Here is a 23,980-nt window from a genome sequence, read left to right on the forward strand (position 1 = left end):
CAATGCACCAGTATAAGCGCGCTTAATCTTCCAAAGGTGCAAAGATCTGTTGCAGATCTTCTTGCGTGAGCGCCATTTTCTGCGACTCGCCTTCGGCCAGGATCGATTGCGCCAGTTCCGATTTCTTCTGCTGCAGCAACTGGATTTTTTCTTCCAGCGTACCCTTGGCAATCAGCTTGTAGACGAACACCGGCTTGTCCTGGCCGATGCGCCAGGCGCGGTCGGTCGCCTGGTTTTCGGCCGCCGGGTTCCACCACGGGTCGTAGTGGATCACCGTGTCGGCGGCAGTCAGGTTCAGGCCCACGCCACCGGCTTTGAGGCTGATCAAAAAGATCGGCACGGCACCCTGCTGGAAGGCCGCCACCTGGGCGCTGCGGTCTTTCGTCTCGCCGGTCAGCAAGGCGTAGGCAATATCGCGCGATTCGAGTTCTTCCTCGATCAGTTCAAGCATGCTGGTAAATTGCGAGAAGACCAGAATCTTGCGCCCTTCATCGAGCAGGTCTTCCACCATCTGCATCAGGTCCGCCAGCTTGGCCGAGCCGGCCGCCTGCTTTTTCGCCGGCAGGGATTTCACCAGGCGCGGATCGCAGCATACCTGGCGCAATTTCAGCAGCGCTTCGAGAATCACGATCTGGCTGCGCGCCACGCCCTTCTTGTCGATTTCCTCGCGCACCTTCTGGTCCATCGCCAGGCGCACAGTTTCGTACAGGTCGCGCTGCGGCCCAGTCAGCTCGACCTTGCGCACCATTTCCGTTTTCGGCGGCAGTTCCTTGGCGACGTTGTCTTTCGTGCGGCGCAGCAGGAAAGGCTTGATGCGGCGATTGAGCAGCATGCGGCGCAGCGGGTCATCCTGGCGCTCGATCGGATGGCGGAACTGGGTGTTAAAGGTTTTTTCGTCGCCGAGCAAACCGGGCAAGAGGAAATGGAATTGCGACCACAGTTCGCCCAGGTGGTTTTCCAGCGGCGTGCCGGACAGACACAGGCGATGGCGCGCGCGCAGCAGGCCGGCGCTTTGCGCCGCCTTGCTGCGCGTGTTCTTGATGTAGTGCGATTCGTCGAGGATCACCAGGTGGAAATCGTGCTCGCGCAAGATTTCTTCGTCGCGCGGCAGCAGCGCATAGGTGGTCAGCACCAGGTCGCAGTCATCGATCTGATCGAATTGCTGGGCGCGGTCCTTGCCTTGCAGCAGCAGCACTTTCAGGCTGGGAGCAAACTTGGCCGCCTCGTCCTGCCAGTTGCCCATCAGGCTGGTCGGCGCGATCACCAGCGCCGGATGCGTCAGGCGACCCGCTTCTTTTTCGATCAGGATATGCGCCAGGGTCTGCACGGTCTTGCCGAGACCCATGTCATCGGCCAGGATGCCGGCCAGGTCATGGTCGCGCAGGAACTGCATCCACGCCAGGCCATCGGCCTGGTAGTCGCGCAAGGTGGCCTGCAAGCCGTTTGGTGCCGCCACTTTCTGTACCGAGCCGAACTGGCTCAGCTTGCGGCCCATGGCACGCAATTGCTCGCCACCGGTCCAGCGCAGTTCCAGAGCGCGCGCCAGCTCTTCCAGGCGCGCCGCGTCCAGGGTCGACATGCGCACGGCGCGCTTGATCTTGTCGTTGAAATACAGCTCGCCCAGGGTGTTCAAAATAGGCCGCACGCGGCCCCACGGCAGCGCCACCCGGGTGCCATCAGCCAGCGTGGCCAGCATCTGGTCGTCGTCGGCATGTGCGTCGATGACCTTCGGATTGAAGTCGTTCGGCGCATTGCGGATCAATTGCACCAGCACCGGCAGCAGCGGCACGCGCTCGTGGTTGACGACGATGCCCAGTTCCAGCTCGAACCAGGCGTTGCCGCTTTCCGGGTCCTGGTCGTCGATGTCGGCGTACCAGTCGTCGACATCGGCCACGTCATAGCGGTATTTCGCCGTCTTTTCAACGATCCAGTCAGCGTCGAGCAGAGTATCGATGCCGGACTCGGCAAAGCGCAGCCATGCGGCCTGGCTCGGCAGCAGCAAGGCGCCCTTCAGACCGCTCAAGGGCGCCGAGCCAGGCTTCTTGAATTGCAGTTCGGCCAGCAGCGCCAGCGCGCGCGCTTCATCGACCGTATTGCGCTGGATAATTTCGGTCACCTCGCCCACCTGGCGCACCACGCGCTGGGACGGGTCGAACGACACGCGTTCGCCATCGTAATCAAAGGACAGCACGGCAAAGTCGTGCCAGCGCTGAACGCTGCCGTCGGCCAGCATGGCGCTGTCCATCAGCAACACCGGCGTGGCCGGCACATCCTTGCGCAAGCGCTGCGGCAACGGTTGTGGCAGCGGCATCAGGTGCTGCAAGCCCTGCGCCAGCAGCAGTTGCGACACGCGCACCTTGTCGTTCGCATTCAGGGGCGGCGCCTGCGCCACCAGCGCCTGCAGGTCGGCCAGGGAAATATCGGAGCCGCCCTGGTTCAGTTCCAGCACGCCACACGACAGATTATCGATATACCACGGCGGATCGGTCGGCAGCATGTAGTCGATCTGGTCGGCACCGTGGTGGCTCACGCCTTGCGGCGGATCGACCTGCCAGCCCAGGCGCATGGTCTTGCCCTCGTCGCGCCAGAACAGCCGCGCCGGACGTACCGGGCCTTCTTTCAGCGGGTATACCAGGCCATTGCCGACATCGGCCCAGGAATTGGCCCACAACAGTTTGTCCTGCTCGGCCAGCATGGACAGCAAGGCGGCGCCGACTTTGCCCTTCGGTTCGGTGGCGCTGCCCGTCTGCGAATTCTGGCCCGTGCGCATGGCAACGAAGAAGCGCACCAGGTCTTCATCCAACGGTGTCAGAAACGTGGGCGGGGCCGACAGCAGCGAAAAGATTTCGCTGATGGGACTGGCCGCGGCGACATCGCCATTGGGCCGCAACCGCGCCTTGTACAGGCACAGGGCCACATGGCGCCCGCCGCTGGTGGGCGCCAGCACATAGATCAGGCGATGCGTATTGAGCTTGGGATCGGGTTCGGCCAGTGGCAGCACGGGCTTGGGATGGGCGGCGGCCTCCACGCGCTGCAGCCAGGTGGCGACGGCGTAGGGCAAGGGCGCGCCCGGCGCGCTGGCCGGTGCGGCAGGGGTGTCACTGATGTCGTCGCGGGTAAAATCCATGGTACGCATGATGGTTTGTGTGTGTATCAAAAACGGCAACAGGCAATATTATCCTTCATACGGGGCCGAATAGCTTATTCAATATCAGTTCCACCGTGCACACTGTCCAAACACTGACACAATCGCGCCGATTGCGTATCATTCCAGCCTTGATCGCTTTGGAAACAACCATGCTGCCCACCATCGAACAACGTCTTGCCCTTGAACTTGCCGCCAAACCGGTACAGGTTGCCGCCGCCATCGAACTGCTCGACGAAGGCGCCACCGTGCCCTTTATTGCCCGTTACCGCAAGGAAGCGACCGGCGGCCTGGACGATATCCAGCTGCGCCTGCTCGAGGAGCGGCTGCGCTACCTGCGCGAACTCGAAGAACGGCGCGCCGCCATCGTGGCCTCGATCACGGAACAGAACAAGATGACGCCGGCCCTGCTCGACGCCGTCATGCACGCGCAAGACAAGACCCGCCTGGAAGATTTGTATTTACCGTATAAACAGAAGCGCCGCACCAAGGCGCAGATCGCCATCGAAGCGGGATTGACGCCGCTGGCAGACTGCTTGCTGGGCAACCCGGACCTGACGCCGGAAATGGAAGCGGGCAAATTCCTGCGCGACGCCTTTACGAGTGCCGACGGCAACAACCCGGGCGTGCCTGACACCAAGGCGGCGTTGGACGGCGCGCGCCAGATCCTGATGGAGCGTTTCGCCGAAGATGCCAACCTGCTGCAAACCCTGCGCGAATACGTGCAGGAACATGGCGTAGTCGAATCAAAAGTGGTCGAAGGCAAGCAGGACGAAGGCGAAAAATTCGCCGATTATTTCGACTACTCGGAAACCATTGCCACGGTGCCATCGCACCGCGCGCTGGCCCTGCTGCGCGGACGCCGCGAAGGCATCCTCGACGTCACCCTGCGCCTCGATACGGAAGCGGAGAAACCAAAATGGGATGCGCCGCACAATCCTTGCGAAGGCCGCATCGCCGCCCGCTTCGGCATCAAGCACCAGGGCCGCCCGGCCGACAAGTGGTTATCGGACACGGCGCGCTGGACCTGGCGCGTGAAAAGCTTCATGCACCTGGAAACCGAGCTGATGGGCGCACTGCGCGAACGCTCGGAACAGGACGCCATCAATGTCTTCGCCACCAACCTGAAAGCGCTGCTGCTGGCCGCGCCGGCCGGTCAGCGTGCCACCATGGGCCTGGACCCGGGCCTGCGCACGGGTGTCAAGGTGGCCGTGGTCGACGCCACCGGTAAAGTCGTCGATACGGCCGTGATCTATCCGCACCAGCCGAAGAACGACTGGGATGGCTCGTTGCATACGCTGGGCCGTCTGGCCGCCAAGCACAATGTGTCCTTGATTTCCATCGGCAACGGCACCGCCTCGCGCGAGACCGACAAACTGGCGCAGGACCTGATCAAGCAGCATCCGGAAGCGAAGATGACGAAGATCGTCGTCTCGGAAGCGGGCGCGTCGGTGTATTCGGCGTCGGAGTTTGCCTCGAAAGAACTGCCCGACATGGACGTGTCCCTGCGCGGCGCCGTCTCGATCGCGCGCCGGTTGCAAGATCCGCTGGCCGAACTGGTGAAAATCGACCCGAAATCGATCGGCGTGGGCCAGTACCAGCACGACGTGAGCCAGAGCCAGCTGGCCCGCTCGCTCGATGCGGTGGTGGAAGACTGCGTCAACGCCGTCGGCGTCGATGTCAACACGGCCTCGGCGCCGCTGCTGGCGCGCGTGTCGGGCCTGTCGGCCAGCGTGGCGCAAAGCATCGTCAGCTATCGCGACATGAAGGGTGCATTTACTTCGCGCGCGGCGCTGAAAAGCGTGCCGCGCCTGGGCGACAAGACGTTCGAACAGGCAGCGGGATTTTTGCGCGTGATGGGCGGCGACAATCCGCTCGACGCCTCGGCCGTGCACCCGGAATCGTACCCGCTGGTGGAAAAGATCCTGGCTGATATCAAGAAGGACATCAAGGCGGTGATCGGCGAAACGTCCCTGCTGAAAACCCTGAACCCGGCCAAATATGCCGACGAAACCTTCGGCGTGCCGACCATTTCCGACATCCTGAAAGAGCTGGAAAAGCCGGGCCGCGATCCGCGTCCTGAATTTACCACCGCCACCTTCAAGGAAGGCGTGGAAGAAATCCGCGACCTGCGCCCGGACATGATACTGGAGGGCGTGGTCACCAACGTGGCCGCGTTTGGCGCCTTTGTCGATATCGGCGTGCACCAGGATGGCCTGGTGCATATCTCGGCGCTGTCGAACACGTTTGTGAAAGATCCGCACACGGTGGTCAAAGCCGGGCAAGTGGTGCGCGTGAAAGTGCTGGAAGTCGATGAAAAGCGCAAGCGCATCGCGCTGACCATGCGCCTGACGGACAGCGCGCCGCAGGCCGGCAGCAAGCCCGAGCAAAAAGGCGACCGCAACGACCGCCGCAGCATGGCCCAGCACCAGTCGCAGGCGCGTAACGCGCCCGAGCCGGCCGGCAGCATGGCCGCCGCCTTTGCCAAGCTGCGCGGATAAGCATGCCTGACATTGTCATCAGCACGACCAGCGCCAGCAGTGCCGAGGCGCGGCTGTTGCAGGATGAGCTATCAAGCGTGCTGCAGGAGCTGTGCGGCGACAGCGGCCGCGCTTCGTTCGATGCCGACGCACCGGACGCGCGCAGCAGCTTTTATCTGGCCAAAAATGGTGCCGGCCAGCTGCTCGGCTGCGCCGCCCTGCGCCCGCTTGAGCAGAGCGGCAGTACAACAGCCGAACTCAAGCGCATGTTTGCCCGCCCCGGCAACACTGGCGTAGGCGCGGCGTTGCTGTTTCACGCCGAAGCCGAAGCGCGCAAGCTGGGCTACCTTGCCGTGGCCCTGTCGACGCGCGTGATCAACACGCGCGCCGTGGCGTTTTACCGCAAGCATGGTTACGCGCCCGTCGCGCCCTGGGGCAAATACGTGGGAGCGGCGCAGTCCGTCTGCCTGGGCAAGATTCTGTAGCGTGGCGCACTTTCGCGATTAATGACCTGAGCGCATACCCGTGGCGTCGTTTTCTTATAAAATGACGCCATCTATTTATTTACCCATCAGAGGCAACCATGAGCGACGTACAAACCTGGATCAAAGAAACCGTGACGAGCACGCCGGTCGTGCTGTTCATGAAAGGCACGGCCCAGTTTCCACAGTGCGGCTTTTCCGGCCGCGCCATCCAGATCCTGAAAGCCTGCGGTGTGGAAAACATCGCCACCGTCAATGTGCTGGACGACCCGGAAGTTCGCCAGGGCATCAAGGACTACTCGAACTGGCCGACCATTCCACAGCTGTATGTCAAAGGCGAGTTCATCGGCGGCTCCGACATCATGAATGAAATGTTTGAATCGGGCGAACTGAAGTCCTTGCTTGATGCCTGATGTACCGCAGCGGCCGCGCCGTATCGTCATTGCCATCACGGGCGCCACGGGCGCCATCTACGGCTTGCGGCTGCTGCAACTGCTAGTCGCCCTCCCCGGCGTCGAGACCCATCTGGTGTTGTCGGACGCGGCGGTATTGACCCTGCACCAGGAAACCGGCATGGGCCGCAAGGATATCGAAGCGCTGGCGCACGTGGTGCACAAGCAGCGCGATATCGGCGCATCGATTGCCAGCGGCTCGTTCCAGTCGGACGGCATGGTGATCGCGCCGTGTTCGATGAAGACGCTGGCGGCCGTGGCGCATGGCTTGTCGGATAATCTGATCACGCGCGCGGCCGATGTGGCGCTCAAGGAGCGCCGGCGCCTGATCTTGATGGTGCGCGAAACGCCGTTCAACCTGGCGCACCTGCGCAATATGACGGCCGTCACCGAAATGGGCGGCATTATCTTCCCGCCGCTGCCGAGCTTTTACCAGCTACCCAACAGCATCGCCGAGATGGTCGACCATACGGTCGCGCGCGTCATCGACCTGCTCGGCATCGAGCATGGCCTGGCGCCACGCTGGAATGGCTTAAAAAACAGCGACAGCGCTAGCGCATAAATCCGTCAGCGCTTTTCGAACTGCGTGGCGCTGGCTCTCTTCAAATCCCTGGCTTCTTCAACCATCCTGCGTTGAGCTATCCGTTTGCGCATGACTTCCGCATGTTGCGCGGCGGTCATGGGCGGCACGGTCATCAAGTCTTTCAGCTGCGCGGTGTTGCTGTAGTTGCTTTTCATAAGACGGCTCAAATGCTCGGCTCCATGGTGGATGACAAACTGGCTGCTGCTGACCTATTATGCGCCGCTATTGGCCACTGCGCTGTCTGTTACAAGACGATCGTCGAATAATCCAGTTGCAGTGCAACATAAGAGGGTTTTATTGTGCAGCAAAATCATGTCTCCAGCATGACCACGCGCAAAAAAACAGCCGGCCATCGCTGACCGGCCTGGCGCCGTCCGCAAGCGCCGTGACGACGGGAAAATATTTACTTTTGGTAGTTAACGCGGACCAGCATGCGAATAAATTCACGCGCGATGTGACGATGATGCTCATCTAATCTTTGCAGATCAGCAATTAATTTCACATCGACCGATTCAAAACGCGACAGGGCACTGCCCGTTTCGCCATTTGGCGCGGCGCTTTCCGGACCGCCAAAGCGCAACCACTCCGCCGGCACGCCCAACCATTGAGCAATCATGCGCAATTTTTCTTGCGTGGGGATGGCTTCGCCAACTAACCATTTTCTGGCGGCATGCACAGTAATCGGGCGTCCATCGAAACGGATATTGAATTCCCGGGCCAGTCTGGTCGGGCTGTCAGGAGAGTAGTGGGCGTTTTTCAGAGCCAGTTGAAGTCGCTGGCTAAAGCTTTCGCGTTCGTTAGAAGAATTCATAGGTGTACTATTTCATGTTGTAACATGAAAGTCAGTTTCTTGAATGACCATGCAGATTGTCACTTCTAAAAAAGAAAATAATTTACAATTAACAGTCCGGCGGACTTTTCCTGTAAATAGCGGGCCAAATTTTCTTTTGCAATCCACCATGGATTCGGGTCAAATTCGCGGCTGGCTTTGAATTTTGCAATGCAACACGATTTCAAAGCCTCGTTTTGGCGCTACAACATACGGTATGCAATCATGCGCGCCCTGTGGTAACGCATGCAAGGTGCGCGCCACATAATTTCTTATAACAAAACCTTTCATAAATACTATTTTATTTTATATTGGAAACTTCTACGCAGCTGCTTGTCTGGATGGCAAATTTACTTCCATCATAACGAAAAGTGCTCATGTTGGCACAAAGAAAGTTCTTTTTGGTGGCATCCACGCCACCAACTTTCAATCGTCCTCGGCGTTTTCATACTGGATTCGGTGTATTTTCGATCCATTTTTCCTCCCGCAGCATTGTCAGCTCATCGCAACGCTGCTGCGGGCATTTGTTTCGGGCCTGATGGCGCGGGCGCGCTACAATGGCATTGACGCGAACGTCAACGTCACCACAGTCCGAACCATCATGCCCACCAGCCCCACGCCCATGTCTACGCCCGCACCGAGCACCACCTACACCATTACCGAACTGGCCCGCGAGTTCGACATCACGGCGCGCGCCATCCGTTTCTATGAAGACCAGGGATTACTGAGTCCGAAACGCGAAGGGGCGGGCGGGCGCAGCCGGGTCTATACGCCGCGCGACCGTACCCGGCTCAAGCTGACCTTGCGCGGCAAGCGCCTGGGCCTGGCCTTGTCCGAGATCAAAAGCCTGGTCGACATGTACGATTCGCCCAAGGACACGCGCGCGCAGATGGACCGTTTTCTCGGCGTGCTGGCGCAGCACCGGCAGACCCTGGAACAGCAGCGCATCGATATCGAAATGGCGCTGGCCGAAATCACCACCCACGAAGCAGCCTGCGCGCGCATGCTGGCCGAACTGGACGACGGCGCGCTGGCGGCGCAGTAACATGAGCAACATGCGCCGGCCCGCTTGATGCAGGCCGCAAGCACATGCTTTATACTTTGCTTTACGTTTACGTAAACGTCACAACTGAGTATCATGGTTTTGCAACGATGACTTTTGAAGCGGCAGACAGCCGATCACCTATAACGACGACGAGGACGACATGCTCCATCTCCCAGGCCTGACCTTTGACCACGGCGAAGATATCGCCTCCCTGCGCGCAGCGATCCAGCAATTCGCCGCCGCCGAAATCGCTCCGCGCGCGGCGGAAATCGACCGCAGCGACCAGTTCCCGATGGACCTGTGGCGCAAGATGGGCGACATGGGCCTGCTCGGCATTACCGTCAGCGAAGAATATGGCGGCGCCGGCATGGGCTACCTGGCCCATATCATCGCCATGGAAGAAATCTCGCGCGCCTCGGCCTCGGTCGGCCTGTCGTACGGCGCCCATTCGAACCTGTGCGTCAACCAGATCAAGCGCAACGGCAGCGACGAGCAGAAAGCCAAATACCTGCCGAAGCTGATCACCGGCGAGCATATCGGTGCGCTGGCCATGTCGGAACCGAACGCTGGCTCGGACGTCGTCAGCATGCAGCTGCGCGCCGACTTCAAGGGCGACCGCTGGGTGCTCAACGGCACCAAGATGTGGATCACCAATGGCCCCGACGCGGATGTGCTGGTGGTGTACGCCAAGAACGACCTGGCGGCCGGCGCGCGCGGCATGACGGCCTTCCTGATCGAAAAGAATTTCAAGGGTTTTTCGATCGCGCAAAAGCTCGACAAGCTGGGCATGCGTGGCTCGCACACGGGCGAACTGGTGTTCCAGGATTGCGAAGTGCCGGCTGAAAATGTACTCGGTGGCCTGGGCAAGGGTGTCAATGTGCTGATGTCGGGCCTGGACTTCGAGCGCACGGTGCTGTCCGGCGGACCGCTGGGCATCATGCAGGCCTGCATGGACCTGGTGGTGCCGTATGTGCACGAGCGCAAGCAGTTTGGCCAGGCCATCGGTGAATTCCAATTGATGCAGGGCAAACTGGCCGACATGTATTCGACCATGATGGCCTGCAAAGCCTATGTCTATGCGGTGGGCCAGGCTTGCGACCGCGCCACCACCCCGGAAGCGGTGCGCCAGCTGCGCAAGGATGCGGCCGGCGCCATTTTGTACAGCGCCGAAAAAGCCACCTGGATGGCAGGCGAAGCGATCCAGGCGCTGGGCGGCAATGGCTATATCAACGACTACCCGGCCGGACGCCTGTGGCGCGACGCCAAGCTGTATGAGATCGGCGCCGGTACCAGCGAAATTCGCCGCATGCTGATCGGCCGCGAATTGTTTGCCGAAACCAAGTAATCACCTTTGATAACGGAGAATTACCATGCATGATCCAGTAGTCATCGTCGGTGCCGCGCGCACCCCCATGGGCGCCTTCCAGGGCGACTTTTCCAACGTCACCGCCAGCGACCTGGGCGCCGTGGCCATCAGGGCCGCCGTCGAGCGCGCCGGTGTCGCGCCCGAACTGGTGGAACACGTGTATTTCGGCAATTGCCTGATGGCCGGCCAGGGCCAGGCGCCCGCGCGCCAGGCCTTGCGCAAGGCCGGCCTGCCAGATTCAACCGGCGCCGTCACCTTGTCGAAAATGTGCGGCTCGGCCATGCAGACCACCATGTTCGCCCACGACACCCTGCTGGCCGGCAGCGCCGAGGTGGTGGTGGCCGGCGGCATGGAATCGATGACCAATGCGCCCTACCTGGTGCCCAAGGCGCGCGGCGGCTACCGCATCGGCCACGGCATGCTGTTCGACCACATGATGATGGACGGCCTGGAAGACGCCTACAGCCGCGACGAAAAAGGCAATGCCCGCTCGATGGGCACGTTTGCCGAGGAGTGCGCCAGCCAGTACGCGTTTACGCGCGAAGCGCAGGATGCGTTTGCCATCGAATCGGTCAAACGCGCCCAGGCGGCGGCAAAAGACGGTGGTTTTGACTGGGAAATCGCGCCTGTCACCGTGCCCGGCCGTGGTGGCGACACCGTCGTCAGCATCGACGAAGGCCCGGCCAAGGCGCGCCTGGAAAAAATTCCATCGCTCAAACCCGCGTTCAGGAAAGACGGCACAATTACCGCCGCCTCGTCGTCCTCGATCAACGATGGTGCCGCCGCCCTGGTGCTGATGCGCGAATCGACGGCGAACAAGCTGGGCTTGACCATCATCGCGAAAATCCATGGCCACGCCACCCACGCCCAGGCGCCGAATCTGTTTACGACGGCGCCGATCGGCGCCGTGAAAAAACTGTACGCAAAAACCGGCTGGAGCAGCAGCAATGTCGACCTGTTTGAAATCAACGAAGCGTTTGCCGCCGTGCCGATGGCCGCCATGCACGACCTCGATATTCCACACAGCAAGATCAATATCCACGGCGGCGCCTGCGCGCTGGGCCACCCGATCGGCGCCTCGGGCGCGCGCATTATCGTCACCTTGCTGGGCGCCCTGAAACAGACGGGCGGCAAGCGCGGTGTGGCGGCCCTGTGCATCGGCGGCGGCGAAGCGACGGCGATGGCGATCGAACTGGTATAAGCTGGCCTTTTTCCATCACTCCAGGGAGCAGCATATGCCTACTGCATTGATTATCGGCGCCTCGCGCGGCATCGGCCATGAAATCGTCCGTCAATACCGCCAGGATGGCTGGCGCGTGATCGCCACCGCCCGCAAGGCGCAAGATTGCGACATGCTCAAGGCGCTGGGCGCCGAAGCGCACCAGCTCGATGTGACCGACGTCGAAGGCTGCGCCGGCCTGGGCTGGAAGCTCGACGATGAAAAACTCGAGGTCGCCATCCTCAACGCAGGCGTATATGGCCCGCGCCACGATGGCTTCCCGGCGCAAGCCGATTTCGATGCCGTGATGCATACCAATGTGCTGGCAGCCATGCGCTTGCTGCCCATCCTGGCGCCGCTGGTGGGCAATGCCAGGGGCAAGCTGGCCGTACTGTCGTCGCACATGGGGTCGCTCAGCGAGCGCAGCAGCGCCAGCGGTTCGCTGTACCGCGCCAGCAAGGCGGCCCTGAACTCCGTGCTGATCGACACCGCCCTCGTGCATGGCCCGCAGGGCGTAAGCTGCGTGGCCTTCCACCCGGGCTGGGTGCGTACCGAGATGGGCGGCGCCGGCGCCGATATTTCCCCTGAACAAAGCGCGGCCGGCATCCGCGCCACCCTGGCCAGCCTGCCTCAATCCAGGCAGGCGGTTTTCCGCAACTACGACGGCAGCCCCATCGGCTGGTAAAGACTTTATCCATGATACTCAATGAAGAGCAAAGCATGATCCAGGAGGCGCTGCGCAGCTTTTCGCGCGAGCGCCTGGCGCCCAACGCGGCCCGCTGGGACAAGGAACACCATTTCCCGAAAGAAGAATTGCAGGAACTGGCGGCGCTGGGCGCGTTTGGCGTGGCCGTGCCGGAAGAGCTCGGCGGCGCCGGCCTCGATTATGTGTCGCTGGCCCTGGTACTGGAAGAAATTGCCGCCGGCGATGGCGGTACGTCGACCATTATCTCGGTCAACAATTGCCCCGTCTGCAGCATCGCCATGATGTACGCCAACCAGGCGCAGCAGGAACAATGGCTGCGTCCTCTGGCGCAAGGCAAGATGCTGGGCGCCTTTTGCCTGACGGAGCCGCACACGGGCAGCGACGCCTCGGCCCTGCGCACCACCGCCATCCGCGATGGCGATGACTACATCATCAACGGCACCAAGCAGTTTATTACCAGTGGCAAATATGCGGATGTGGCCATCGTCATGGCCGTGACCGACAAGGCGGCCGGCAAGCGCGGCATCAGCGCCTTCTGGGTACCGACCAATAGCCCCGGCTATATCGTGGCGTCGCTGGAACAGAAGATGGGCCAGCACTCGTCGGACACGGCGCAAATCCTGTTCGAGCACTGCCGCATTCCCGCCGCCAACCTGATCGGTGAAGAAGGCCAGGGTTACAAGATCGCCCTGTCGGGCCTCGAAGGCGGACGCATCGGCATCGCCTCGCAAGCGGTCGGCATGGCGCGCGCCGCCTATGAAGCGGCCTTGACCTACGCGCGCGAACGGACAAGTTTCGGCAAGGCGATCTATGAACACCAGGCGGTACAGTTCCGCCTGGCCGACATGGCCACGCAAATCGAAGCGGCGCGCCAGCTGATACGCCACGCGGCATCGATGAAGGATGCGGGCCTGCCGTGCCTGAAGGAAGCAGCGATGGCGAAACTGTTTGCGTCCGAGATGGCCGAAAAAGTCTGTTCCGACGCCATCCAGGTGCATGGCGGCTATGGCTATGTGTCGGACTTCCCGGTCGAGCGCATCTACCGCGATGTGCGCGTATGCCAGATTTACGAAGGCACCAGCGATATCCAGAAGATACTCATCGCACGAGCCTTGTAACAAGGCTTGGCCATAAAAGTCTCAGCGCCTTTAGAAACCGTAGCGAGCAAGCACGATATCGGATTGAGTAACGCAGCCGTACTTGGGTACGGCGAGTAACGCCGATTCGAGAGCGGGCTGCACAGTAGGTTTATAAAGGTGCCATCCAGACGAAAAAAAAGCCCGCTAGCGCGGGCTTCGTTCCAATGTATTACCAATGCTTTAATCGTGTCATGGACGCCAGTGCTATCTGCAAAGTGCCTCCTGATTTTCGGACTCCCATGCTATCTGCATGGTGACTCCAAGTGTAAGCTCGACCAACGTATTCGGAATTACAAAATCCAGTTTTTCGTGCTAGTCACGCCATCGACATTACACCTGTCGGTCGCCGCACTGAAGCTGGATAGTGAGAGTATCTGCAAGCAGATCTCAACCACTGAAAGAATTATAGCACAGGCTTTTGTGCGACGCAACAACCTTTTTAAATCAAGTCCTTAACTCCAGCGGCTTGTCTTCCTCGCCGCCGCGCGCCACGCGCTCATATTCGGAAATGACTTGCGCGCCCAGCAGCAGCAAGGTGGCGCCGATTTCCAGGCTGAACATGACGACGATGGCCGTCGTCATTGAGCCGTAGACGATATTGACCTGCGACAGCGTGGAAAAATACCAGACCAGCACATGGCGCGCGATTTCCCACAGCAATGCCGCCGTCACGCCGCCCATCAGCGCATGCGTAAACGACAGCCGGCCCACCGGCATCACCAGGTAAATTGAACTCAATACCAGGATTTCGCCTGTCAGCCCCAGCAGGTAGAGCAGCACGCCCGACAAGCCTTCCAGGCCCCAGTCCTGGCGCAGGAAGCGCACGCTTTCGTCGCCCATCACCTGCAAGCCGCCCGCTACCAGGGTGATCAATAAAATGCCGACGCCCAGGCAGAGGATGTAGCAATACGGCAGGATGGCGGAAATAAGGAAATGGCGGCGCCGGATCGCCACGCGATGGTTGAAGATCACGCTCATGGCGTTTTCCAGCACCGTAAACGCCAGCGAGCTGAAAAACAGCATGGTCACCAGCAGCAGCCAACCGATCACGCTGCGGTTATCGAGAAAATGCGCGACCTCGGCAACGATGGCTTTCGATTGCCCCGGCACCAGCCACTCCAGATAATGGCCTATGGTGCGCAGCAACTCTTCTTCCGCGATCACGTGCGACAGGGCCACCACCACCAGCATCAGGAGCGGCACGATGGACAGCAACGAGTAATAGGCGACGGCGCCGGCCAGCAGCAAGCCCTGGTTGGCGCGAAAGCCTTTGAGCACCTGCAGCACGAAAGACAAGGGATGGCTGAGGATATACGCGCTGGCGTGGCGGTTGATCATGAACGGTGTACCTGGTGAAAGACGCTGCTGGCAAAGGGCGCGGCGTAGCCGTGTGCCACGCCGCCCATGCACCATAGCATAGGTATCATTTACACCCACCGCCGTACGCAAGCTAACTGACGGCCGCTTCCAGCAACGTCACCGTCTGGCGCTCGGCGTCCAAGGTGGCCAGTATGCCCATCGGCAAGGTGAACTGGTCGCGGATATGGCCGAAGGAATAGCCGGCCACCGCCGGCACGGTCAACGGCAGCAAATGCTGGTCCAGCGTCTGGTCGAGCGTCAATGAACTGCCGCCCTCATCGGCTTCGCAATGCGTGAACACGCCCAGCATCAGCGCCCTGGCGCTCGCCAGGCCACCGGCCAGGTCGAGCTGGTACAACATGCGGTCGACCCGGTACGGCGCTTCGTTGATTTCTTCCAGAAACAGGATGCGCTGCTCAAACTCGGCCGCATACGGCGTGCCGGCCAACGCGCTGACCATGCACAGGTTGCCGCCGATCAGCCGTCCCGTGGCCTGGCCGCCATGCACGGTGCGGATCGTGAAATTGGGCTGGGTTTGCGCGCGGCGGTGGTTTTCCAGCGCCATCGGGATCGTGTATTGCTGCTGCGGCTGCATCAGCACGGCTTGCAAGTGCGTCACCGTGTAGTCGGAAAAGGTGGAGGACGCCACCGGCCCGTGAAACGTCACCAGCCCCGTGTGGCGATGGATCGCCAGGTGCAGCGCCGTGATGTCGGAGTAGCCGATCAGGATCTTCGGATTGCTGCGGATCAGCTTGTAATCGATCTGTGCCAGCAGCGAGATGCCGCCCGAGCCACCGCGTATGGCCCATACGGCCTTGACGTGCGGATCGCGAAACGCCGCATGCAGGTCGTCCAGCCGTTGCTGGACCGTGCCCGCATAGTTGCCGTTAACGGCGCGGATATTGGCGCCCAGGGTGACGCGCAAACCCAGCGACTCCATATTGCTGATGGATCGGGCGAGCTCGTCTTCATCGATCAGGCCGGCCGGTGCGACCAGGGCGACCAGGTCTCCCTGGCGCAGGCGCGCCGGTTTGAGCAGGGGATATGTTTGCATGGGTGCTTGCTGCGCGGCAGCGGCCAGCGCCGGCGCGCCGATCGCGCCTGCGGCGGCGGCCAGCATGCCGCCAAAGCGGCGCCGGTTAACACTGTGACTGCTCATGCGGCCCTTTCTGGAAAAAAACGGCGTCGCCAGGCGCCGCCGCTGCGCGCATGTGACGCCAGCGCGGCTTACAGGAACTTGTATTTCACCTGGAATGACAGGGCACGACCACGCGGATCGGCCACCCGTGGGTCCCAGCCGGCGCCGACCACATCGTCGACGTTATGCGCGGTGAACGGCGGGTCCTTGTCGAACAGGTTCTGGATGCCGACCGTCAGGGTGGTGTTCTTGAAACCTGTGTAGGTGCCCGACAGGGTGTAGGTAGTATAGCTGCCCACCTTCGGATTGAAGCCCGCCGGATAGGGCAGCGCGCCGCCGTTCGGTACCTGGTCCTTGTAGCCGGTGCTGTAGTTTTGTGTCAGCAAGCCGCTCCAGTCGCCGCGCGCCAGCGAGAACGAGGCGTTGTGCTTCCAGCGCAAGTACAAATCGCGCGTATAGAAATTGCCGACATACTCCTTGTACTCCTGGCCGGCGATCTCGGCAAACTTGAAGCTCTGGGTCCAGGTGCCGTCGAGCGCCGCATTCCATTTGTAGCCATTCGTGTTGCCTTCGCCACGCAAGCTCAGGTCGGCGCCACGCGTGCGCGAACCGGCCGCATTGATCCAGCCCGCCTGGACATAGTTGATGGTGTCATCGGCATTGCGGATGATGTTTTGCGGCAGCAAGGCGGCGTTCTGCAGCACGATGGTGGCCGAACGGTTGAGGATGCGGTCCCTGGAATTGATGGCCCAGTAATCGAGCGAGGCCGAATACCCCTTGACCGGTTCGATCACCATGCCCACGCTGCCCTGTTTCGAGGTTTCCGGTTTCAAAGCGGTATTGCCGCCCGAGAAATAGTTCAAACGTGCCGGTGCGCAAAACGCCGGATCGCCGGGATGGCGGCCACAACCGATGGTATCGATTATGCCGCTCGACATTTCCTGGAACAGCTGGCCCGAATACAGCTGGGTAAAGCTGGGCGCCAGGAAACCCTTGTTGGCCGAACCGCGGAACAGCAGCCACGAGGCCGGCTGGTAGCGGAACGACACTTTCGGATTGGTCGAGGCGCCCACCAGGCTGTAATCATCGCGGCGCAAGGCCAGCTGCATTTCCAGGTCCTTGATGATCGGTACCAGCAACTCGGCATACACGGCCTTGACGTTGCGGCTGGCTTTTTCCAGCGCCGCATTGCCCGGCGACAGGAACACCAGTTGCGCGTCGATATCCTGGCCAAACGCATAGCTTTCGCGGCGCAAATCAAAACCGACGGCGGCCGACAGCGCGCCGGCCGGCAGTTGCAGCAATTCGCCCGAGACCGAGCCATCGACGGCCGTCAGGGTGGTCTTGCCGTGTTGGAAATCGCCACGGAACTTGGTCGACTCAATCAGATCCCTGGCCGCCTGGGTCTGGCTCTGGCCGGCGCCCACCCACGGATTGATCACGCCGCTGGCCAGAGCCCGGAACAGCTGCGCCGTATAGGAGTAGCCATCGAGCAGCCTGGTGTTGGTCTTGCTTTGCGCATGCGACACGCCCGCCTTGTAGTCCCACTTGCCGACCGTGCCTTCGAAGCCGACCAGCAGGCGCAGGTTGTCGGTGATGTTTTCCTGGGTGCGGTTGCCGAAATCGTTGGCGCGCCATTTATAGGCGATCGGCTTGCTGCGGTCATAGGTCGGGATATAGGCCGACAAATCCTGATAATACGCGCCGCCCACCGGATACAGGCCGCCGGCAGCGACCGAGGTCGGGATCTGCATCGGCGTCAATTCCGCCGTGGCCTTGGTGCGAGAACCGAGCAGCTCGACAAACATCGTATGGTCCTGGGCCAGCTTGAAAGTGCCGCGGCTGAGCAGGTTGGCGCGTTCGACCGGGAAGGAAATCACATAGTCGCCGCCGTAGTCGTAGGCGCAGGAATAGGTGGTGCGCAGTGGCGAGGTCACCTTCGACCACAGCGCCGTCTGGTATTGCGACATGCCGGCCACCGTGTCGCACTTGCCCGTAAAGCTCAGTGGATTGGCTTGCAGGTATTGCGTGCTGCTGCCGGGAACCATAAACGAGGTGCCGAGCGCCGTGCCGACGCCCGTCATCTGGTTGGCGAACGGCGTGCCGGTGGTATCGGGCGACAGGCCGCGGCCCGGTTGAAAACCGTTGGCAAAGCTGCGCTGGTTCGAGCTGAGCTTGTCATCGTTGTCGACCGTCAAACTCATCATGACGTTGTAGCCGTCGTCTTCCAGGCTGCCATGGCCGGCCAGCAAGGAGGCGCGGCGATTCATGCCGCCGCCCGCCTCGGTGGAATTGGTGGTGGCCGACGCTTCCACGCCACTGTAATTGGTGCGTAAAATAAAATTGATCACGCCGCCGATGGCGTCGGTGCCGTAGATGGCCGAGGCGCCGTCCTTGAGGACTTCCACGCGCGAAATGGCGCCCATTGGAATCGAGTTCAGGTCGACCGCCTTGCCGCTGGCGCCGTGGGTGGCGATGCGGCGCCCGTTCAACAGCACCAGGGTGCTGTTCGGCCCCAGGCCGCGCAGCGAGGCGAACGACGCGCCGCCGCTGACCCGGTCGGCATCGGCGCCAAACACATTATTGCCGGACGTCATATTGTTCGCGCCCGTACCGTTCGACGATATGGTCGACAGCAATTGCTCGGCGCTGGTAATACCCTGTTTTTCGATCTGATCGTAGGTGATCACCTGCACCGGCAGCGCGCCCTCCTTGGCGATGCGCTTGATGCTGCTGCCTGTCACTTCGACCCGTTGCATCGCCGGCGGCGTCGCTTCTTGCGCAACGGCCGTGCCAGCCACCCCTATCAATGCCATCAACTGCGCTAGCTTTTTCAATTTCACGGGCTTTCTCCTTATTGGGCAATCGATACTTGAGTTCTTCAAGCCAGGTTGATAGTCACATCGCGGCATCGGTCTCTCAGTACATTTTTTTATGATGTTTGCGCATGACTTTATTTGTTTTCATTTTCAGAGTAGCGCGTTGCTTCCGCCGCCAGCCAATGAAAAATGCTGTCCTTACCATAACTTTTTGGAATGAATGCCCTTTTTCAGCGCCGGCTTACTTTACCGTGGCGCGATCCCGTGCCCTATCGACGTCCAGATAGCGCCAGGAAGTCAATTCCACGGGATGGCGCCTGTAGTTTTTTAACCACGCTTGCTGCAGGTCGGCCGAGATAGGATGCGTCAGCAGCACCCAGGGCGTATAGGCATGGATCAGCTGCCACATATCAAAGTACAGGCTGCGCCGGCGTGGCGAATCGGACAGCAGGCGCGCCTCCTCATAGCGTTTATTGTAATCGGGCAAGTTAAAGCGGGCGTAGTTGGCCCGGCCACTGTTGGGACCGTACAACAATTGCATAAAGTTATCACCATCGGGGAAGTCGGCGATCCAGTTGGTCTCGAACATCTGCACCTTGCCCAGGCGCGAAGCCTTGATGATTTCCGTCTTCTTGTCGCTCTTGAAGGCCACGCGCAGGCCGATGGCGTTCAGGTTGCGCCGCCACAATTCATCGCGCAGCCGCCCCACCATGCTCGGCTCCGTGTACATGGTGAGGATCAGGGGCGTGCCGTCGGGCTGGCGGCGAAAACCATCCGGCCCCATCTTGTAGCCAAAACGGTCCAGCAGCGCGCGCGCCAATGCCGGCTCGTAGGACACGGGGCTGCGGTAGCCTTTATCGTAGCCCAGCACGTTCGGCGGCAGCGGCGACTGCGCCGGCAAGGCCAGGCCCTTTTTCAGCAGCGCGATATCCTCGCCGCTGTTGTAGCTGAGTGCAATGGCGCGCCGCAGGGCCAGCCTGGCTTTGCTGTAGCCACCGAGCACCGGGTCGTCCATATTCATCCACATGTAATACGTCTGCAGCACGGGAAAACGTTCCAGGGTGATGCCTTTGGCCGCCAGTTCCGGCTTCAGGCCGCCATGGGCCAGCACCATATCGGTCAGCGATTCGGGCACTTGTTCGAGGTAGTCGAACTCGCCTTTCAAAAAACCCAGCATGCGCGACTGGTATTCCTCGACGATGCGCACTTCGATGCGCTCGACCAGCGGCAGTTTTTTTCCTTCCAGCGACCTGGCGATCGCCTGGTCCACCGGCGGCAAGGCGCTGAGCGCCGCAGGCTCCGTATGAAACACCGTGGCGCGGAAATCGGGATTGGCCTGCAGCACGATCTTGTCGCTGCGCTTCCACTCGGTAATCATGAACGGACCGCTACCCACCGGATGATTGCCCAGCTGGCCTGGGGCGGCGTAGGCTTCGGCCACTTCGCGCGCTACCACGCCGGTGGCCGGCATGGCCAGGTAAAACAAAAAGTTCGGATCGATGCTGTTGAGGCGTATGCGCAAGGTGTATTTGTCCAGCGCCTGCAGGCCGGCGATCGGCGTGTCATAGCTGAAATTTTTCTTCAGCACCGCGTCGCCCACCAATTTATCTTCCAGCAAAAACAGCCACGGCGACTTGAGCGCCGGATCGTACAGCCGCATCAAGCTGTACACATAATCTTGCGCCGTCACTTCGCGCGGCTTGCCCTTGAAGGCCGGATCGGGCGTAAAGAAGACACCGGGCTGTAACTGGAAAGTGTAACTCAGGCCGCCGTCCTCGACTTTCGGCAAGCCGCGCGTCGTATTGCCCTGAAGCTTGACCGGACGCGCCAGATAGTCGTAGCGCAGCAGCGGATCGAACACGTTCTCCATCAGGTTCAGGCTGGCCAGGTCGGAGGCCACGGCCGGGTCCAGGCCGGTTTCGCTGGTGCTCAGGAACAGGTGCAAGGTCTTGCCGGCGCGCATTGATGGCGCATCGGTGGCGGCATCGGTGGTGGCATGGGCGGTGCTGGCCAACAAGGTCAACAACGCCAGGCCGGCGGCGCAAGCGGTTTTACGCAAAAACATCATCAGTGTTCCAGTACAGGTGAAGGCAGGCATTGTCCACACTACGCGGGCAAGCCCAAGGACGCCAATGAAAACAGGCGGACAGCTTATAACTTTTTGGCATGCGGAGGCTGCATTCTTTCATCAACGCGCCGCACGCTGCCTCTATACTTTGCTTGCAGGTATTTTCCTCGTCTTAAATCCAAGAACTGATACCCAAGAACTGATCATCCATGGCGCTTAATTACATCTGGTCCGGCTTTTTCCTCGTAGGTTTCCTGGCCGCCGTGCTGCAGTGGCTGTTTCTGGGTGATACCGATATCTTCAAGCGCATTATCGACGGCACCTTCGAAACGGCGCGCATGGGCGTGATGGATATCGCGCTGCCGCTGGCCGGCGTGATGACCTTGTGGCTCGGCATCATGAATATCGGTGAAAAGGCGGGCATCGTCGGCTGGCTGGCGAAGGTGATTGCGCCCTTCTTTTCAAAGATCTTTCCGGAAATTCCCAAGGACCATCCGGCCACCGGCCATATGGTGATGAATTTTTCAGCCAATCTGCTGGGCCTGGACAATGCGGCCACGCCGTTCGGCCTGAAAGCGATGGAAAGCCTGCAAACACTCAACCCCAACAAGGACGAGGCGACCAATGCGCAGATCATGTTCCTGGTGCTGCATACCTCGGGCCTGACCCTGATCCCGCTGGCCATCATGGCGCAGCGCTCCATCCTGGGTGCGGCCGACCCGTCCGACATTTTTATTCCCTGCATGATCGCCACCTATGTCGCCACCCTGGTCGGCATCATCACGGTGTCGATCAAGCAGCGCATCAACCTGCTCAACAGCGTGGTGCTGAGCTGGCTCGGTGGCATGACGGCCGCCATCGTCGCCATGATCTGGTATTTCACGCAATACCTGACCAAGCAGGAAATCGAGCTGGTCTCGAAAGTGGTCAGCAATCTGGTATTGATCTGCGTGATCGCCATCTTTATCATCGGCGCGCTGCGCAAAAAAGTGAATGTCTATGACGCCTTTATCGAAGGGGCGAAAGGCGGCATCCAGACCTCGATTACCGTGATTCCCTACCTGGTCGGCATGCTGGTGGCCATCAGCGTGATCCGCAACGCGGGCGTGTTCAATTTTGTCATGAGCGGTTTTAACTGGTTCTTTGCCAACCTGGGCATCAATACCGACTTTGTGCCCGCCCTGCCGACCGCCATGATGAAGCCGCTCAGCGGTTCGGGCTCGAAAGCCATGATGATCGACGCCATGAATACCTACGGCGTCGACTCCTTTGTCGGCCGCCTGGCCTGCGTGTTCCAGGGCTCGGCCGACACCACCTTCTATATCGTGGCGCTGTATTTCGGCTCGGTCGGCATCCGCAAGACGCGCTATGCGATCACGGCCGGCCTGATCGCCGACCTGGCCGGCGTGATCGCCGCCGTGTTTGTCGCCTACGTCTTTTTCCATTAAGGAGCACCATGTTACGTCCTGTCCTGATCGCCGCGCTGATCGCTGGCCTTGGTCTGTCGACAGCGCACGCGCAATTGCCTGAATCGGTCAGCGTGTTGCTGCGCAGCGCCAATATTCCCGAGGACGCCATGGGCGCCATCGTTCTGCGTGGCAATACCGTGGTGATGTCGCATGGGGCCGAGCGCAGCATGCAGCCAGCCTCGACCATGAAACTGGTGACCACGGCCGTGGGCCTCGAGCAGCTCGGTCCTGCCTTTCGTGGCCGCACGGAACTGCGCACCAGCGCCGACGTCATCAATGGTGTACTGAAAGGCGACCTGATCTTGCGCGGTGGCGCCGATACAGACTTCAATGCGGACGTGCTGGAGCACATGCTGCAAACCCTGCGCAACCAGGGCATCGTGAAAATCAAGGGCGACCTGATTCTCGACCGACAGCTGTTCCAGCCGGCGCGGCTAGACATCGGCGCTCCACCATTCGATGAATCAGCCGAGTTCCGCTACAACGTGATTCCCGACGCCTTGCTGCTGAACACCAATATGCTCGATATCGAGCTCAGCTCGACCACGCAGCAACTGAAGTTGCTGATGCTGCCGGAACTTGAGAATGTGGCCATCAGCAGCGACATGACACTGATCAAGGGGAGTTGCGCGCGTTGGGAAGAAGGCTGGCGCCCGCCCGAGTACCGGCGCGATACCAGCGGCAGGCTGCAGGTTGTGCTGCACGGCACCTTCCCGCAAAATTGCCGCAAGGCCTTCAGCATCAATGTGCTGGACCGCAACGATTATGCGGACCGCCTGTTCCGCACAACCTGGAAACGCCTGGGCGGCAGCATCACGGGCAGCGTGCGCGAAGCACCGCCGACCGGTTTGCCACCGGCCGCCGAACCGGTCGGCACGCGCATGCTGGCCGACCATGTGGCACGCGCCTTGCCGGAAGTGCTGCGCGACATCAACAAATCGTCCGACAACACCCTGGCCCGTACCCTGTTCCTCAGCATCGGCAGCCTGCAAAGCGATGGCTGGCTGGGCAGCCGCCCGGTCGCCATGAGCGCGCCCGAAGATACGACCATGCGTGCGCGGCAGGTGATCCAGGACTGGATGCTGCGCCACAATATCAAGGTCGATGGCATGCTGATCGACAATGGCTCCGGCCTGTCGCGCACGGGGCGGATTGCACCAGCGCAGCTGGCTGGTGTGTTGCAAGCAATGCAGCAAAGCGTCTGGGCGCCCGAGTACCAGTCCAGCCTGCCCATCGTCGCGCTGGACGGTACCATGCGCAAGCGATTGCTGGGCAGCCCTGCCGCTTCGCGCGCGCGCATCAAGACGGGAACCTTGAAGAATGTGGTGGCCATCGCCGGCTATGTGCCCGATGCCAACAATCAGCAATGCGTGGTGGTGGCAATGATCAATAGCGACCTGGCCGGCAACGGCAATGGCCGCGCCGCCGTCGATGCGTTGATCGAGTGGGTGGCGCGTAGCGGTAGCCCACCATCGATCGCCAGGCAATAAAGCAGCTGGCATGTCCAAACCCTGCGCGTAGCGCAGGGCTTTTTTTGATCTGTTTTTTGATCTGTTGATCTGGCGGCATGCAAGCTGCAGACGAAAAAAAACCCCGACCATTGCTGATCGGGGTTTTTTTCTACTGCGAATAACAAGCCTGACGATAACCTACTTTCACACTGGTTGCAGCACTATCATCG

At 60.8% G+C, this 23,980-nt stretch carries 18 protein-coding genes; 11 read left to right on the plus strand and 7 right to left on the minus strand.

Going from position 1 to position 23,980, the window contains the following annotated elements; all coding sequences use genetic code 11:
• Nucleotides 1–22: 22 nt before the first annotated feature.
• Entirely contained in the window at nt 23–3,127 is a 3,105-nt protein-coding gene (locus CD932_RS10045; protein ID WP_094442517.1) for a DEAD/DEAH box helicase, read from the minus strand.
• A 170-nt stretch (nt 3,128–3,297) separates the two neighbouring features.
• Between CD932_RS10045 and CD932_RS10050 the strand changes: the two genes are divergently transcribed.
• The 4 genes from CD932_RS10050 (at nt 3,298) to CD932_RS10065 (ending at nt 7,121) form a co-directional block, all read left to right on the plus strand.
• Entirely contained in the window at nt 3,298–5,646 is a 2,349-nt protein-coding gene (locus CD932_RS10050) for a Tex family protein (protein ID WP_094442518.1), read from the plus strand.
• A gap of 2 nt (nt 5,647–5,648) precedes the next feature.
• Nucleotides 5,649–6,110 carry a GNAT family N-acetyltransferase gene (locus CD932_RS10055; protein WP_094442519.1) on the plus strand — a complete coding sequence of 154 codons (462 nt, stop codon included), beginning with the start codon at nt 5,649–5,651 and terminating at the stop codon, nt 6,108–6,110.
• Between the two features lie 98 nt (nt 6,111–6,208).
• Entirely contained in the window at nt 6,209–6,520 is a 312-nt protein-coding gene (gene grxD / locus CD932_RS10060) for a Grx4 family monothiol glutaredoxin (protein WP_010402157.1), read from the plus strand.
• On the plus strand, nt 6,513–7,121 hold the full coding sequence (locus tag CD932_RS10065; protein ID WP_094442520.1) for a UbiX family flavin prenyltransferase: 609 nt from the start codon (nt 6,513–6,515) through the stop codon (nt 7,119–7,121). Before grxD ends, CD932_RS10065 begins: the two co-directional genes overlap by 8 nt.
• Nucleotides 7,122–7,126: 5 nt before the next feature.
• On the opposite strand, the gene CD932_RS28760 is transcribed toward CD932_RS10065, so the two are convergent.
• Nucleotides 7,127–7,297: a hypothetical protein gene (locus CD932_RS28760; protein ID WP_176460924.1), complete on the minus strand. Its 171-nt coding sequence runs from the start codon at nt 7,295–7,297 to the stop codon at nt 7,127–7,129.
• A gap of 248 nt (nt 7,298–7,545) precedes the next feature.
• Nucleotides 7,546–7,953 (minus strand): hypothetical protein, encoded by a 408-nt coding sequence (locus CD932_RS10070; protein ID WP_176460925.1) that lies wholly within the window; start codon nt 7,951–7,953, stop codon nt 7,546–7,548.
• Between the two features lie 640 nt (nt 7,954–8,593).
• Between CD932_RS10070 and CD932_RS10075 the strand changes: the two genes are divergently transcribed.
• The 5 genes from CD932_RS10075 (at nt 8,594) to CD932_RS10095 (ending at nt 13,425) form a co-directional block, all read left to right on the plus strand.
• Nucleotides 8,594–9,016 carry a MerR family DNA-binding transcriptional regulator gene (locus tag CD932_RS10075; protein ID WP_094443568.1) on the plus strand — a complete coding sequence of 141 codons (423 nt, stop codon included), beginning with the start codon at nt 8,594–8,596 and terminating at the stop codon, nt 9,014–9,016.
• Nucleotides 9,017–9,176: 160 nt separating this feature from the next.
• Complete coding sequence (locus tag CD932_RS10080; protein WP_094442521.1) at nt 9,177–10,361, plus strand: isovaleryl-CoA dehydrogenase; 1,185 nt, start codon at nt 9,177–9,179, stop codon at nt 10,359–10,361.
• Nucleotides 10,362–10,386: 25 nt separating this feature from the next.
• Nucleotides 10,387–11,583: an acetyl-CoA C-acyltransferase gene (locus CD932_RS10085; protein WP_094442522.1), complete on the plus strand. Its 1,197-nt coding sequence runs from the start codon at nt 10,387–10,389 to the stop codon at nt 11,581–11,583.
• Nucleotides 11,584–11,617: 34 nt separating this feature from the next.
• Nucleotides 11,618–12,286 (plus strand): SDR family oxidoreductase, encoded by a 669-nt coding sequence (locus tag CD932_RS10090; protein WP_094442523.1) that lies wholly within the window; start codon nt 11,618–11,620, stop codon nt 12,284–12,286.
• Between the two features lie 11 nt (nt 12,287–12,297).
• Nucleotides 12,298–13,425 carry an acyl-CoA dehydrogenase family protein gene (locus tag CD932_RS10095; protein WP_094442524.1) on the plus strand — a complete coding sequence of 376 codons (1,128 nt, stop codon included), beginning with the start codon at nt 12,298–12,300 and terminating at the stop codon, nt 13,423–13,425.
• A 465-nt stretch (nt 13,426–13,890) separates the two neighbouring features.
• Here CD932_RS10095 and CD932_RS10100 read toward each other — a convergent pair whose 3' ends face one another.
• The 4 genes from CD932_RS10100 to CD932_RS10115 form a co-directional block, all read right to left on the minus strand.
• Complete coding sequence (locus CD932_RS10100) at nt 13,891–14,784, minus strand: YihY/virulence factor BrkB family protein (protein ID WP_094442525.1); 894 nt, start codon at nt 14,782–14,784, stop codon at nt 13,891–13,893.
• A gap of 112 nt (nt 14,785–14,896) precedes the next feature.
• Nucleotides 14,897–15,964, minus strand: a complete 1,068-nt coding sequence (locus tag CD932_RS10105) for an LD-carboxypeptidase (RefSeq protein WP_094442526.1) — start codon at nt 15,962–15,964, stop codon at nt 14,897–14,899.
• 68 nt (nt 15,965–16,032) lie between these two features.
• Nucleotides 16,033–18,786: a TonB-dependent receptor gene (locus CD932_RS10110; RefSeq protein ID WP_094442527.1), complete on the minus strand. Its 2,754-nt coding sequence runs from the start codon at nt 18,784–18,786 to the stop codon at nt 16,033–16,035.
• A gap of 217 nt (nt 18,787–19,003) precedes the next feature.
• Entirely contained in the window at nt 19,004–20,827 is a 1,824-nt protein-coding gene (locus CD932_RS10115) for an ABC transporter substrate-binding protein (protein WP_094443569.1), read from the minus strand.
• A gap of 212 nt (nt 20,828–21,039) precedes the next feature.
• Between CD932_RS10115 and CD932_RS10120 the strand changes: the two genes are divergently transcribed.
• A complete protein-coding gene (locus CD932_RS10120) occupies nt 21,040–22,278 on the plus strand; it encodes a nucleoside recognition domain-containing protein (protein ID WP_094442528.1) in 1,239 nt (412 codons plus the stop codon).
• An 8-nt stretch (nt 22,279–22,286) separates the two neighbouring features.
• The gene (dacB, locus tag CD932_RS10125; RefSeq protein WP_094442529.1) at nt 22,287–23,789 is read left to right on the plus strand and encodes a D-alanyl-D-alanine carboxypeptidase/D-alanyl-D-alanine-endopeptidase; all 1,503 of its coding nucleotides are present in this window, start codon (nt 22,287–22,289) and stop codon (nt 23,787–23,789) included.
• Nucleotides 23,790–23,980: the final 191 nt, after the last annotated feature.

Origin of the sequence: Janthinobacterium sp. PC23-8 (assembly GCF_002250505.1) — a bacterium.
Lineage (GTDB): Bacteria > Pseudomonadota > Gammaproteobacteria > Burkholderiales > Burkholderiaceae_D > Janthinobacterium.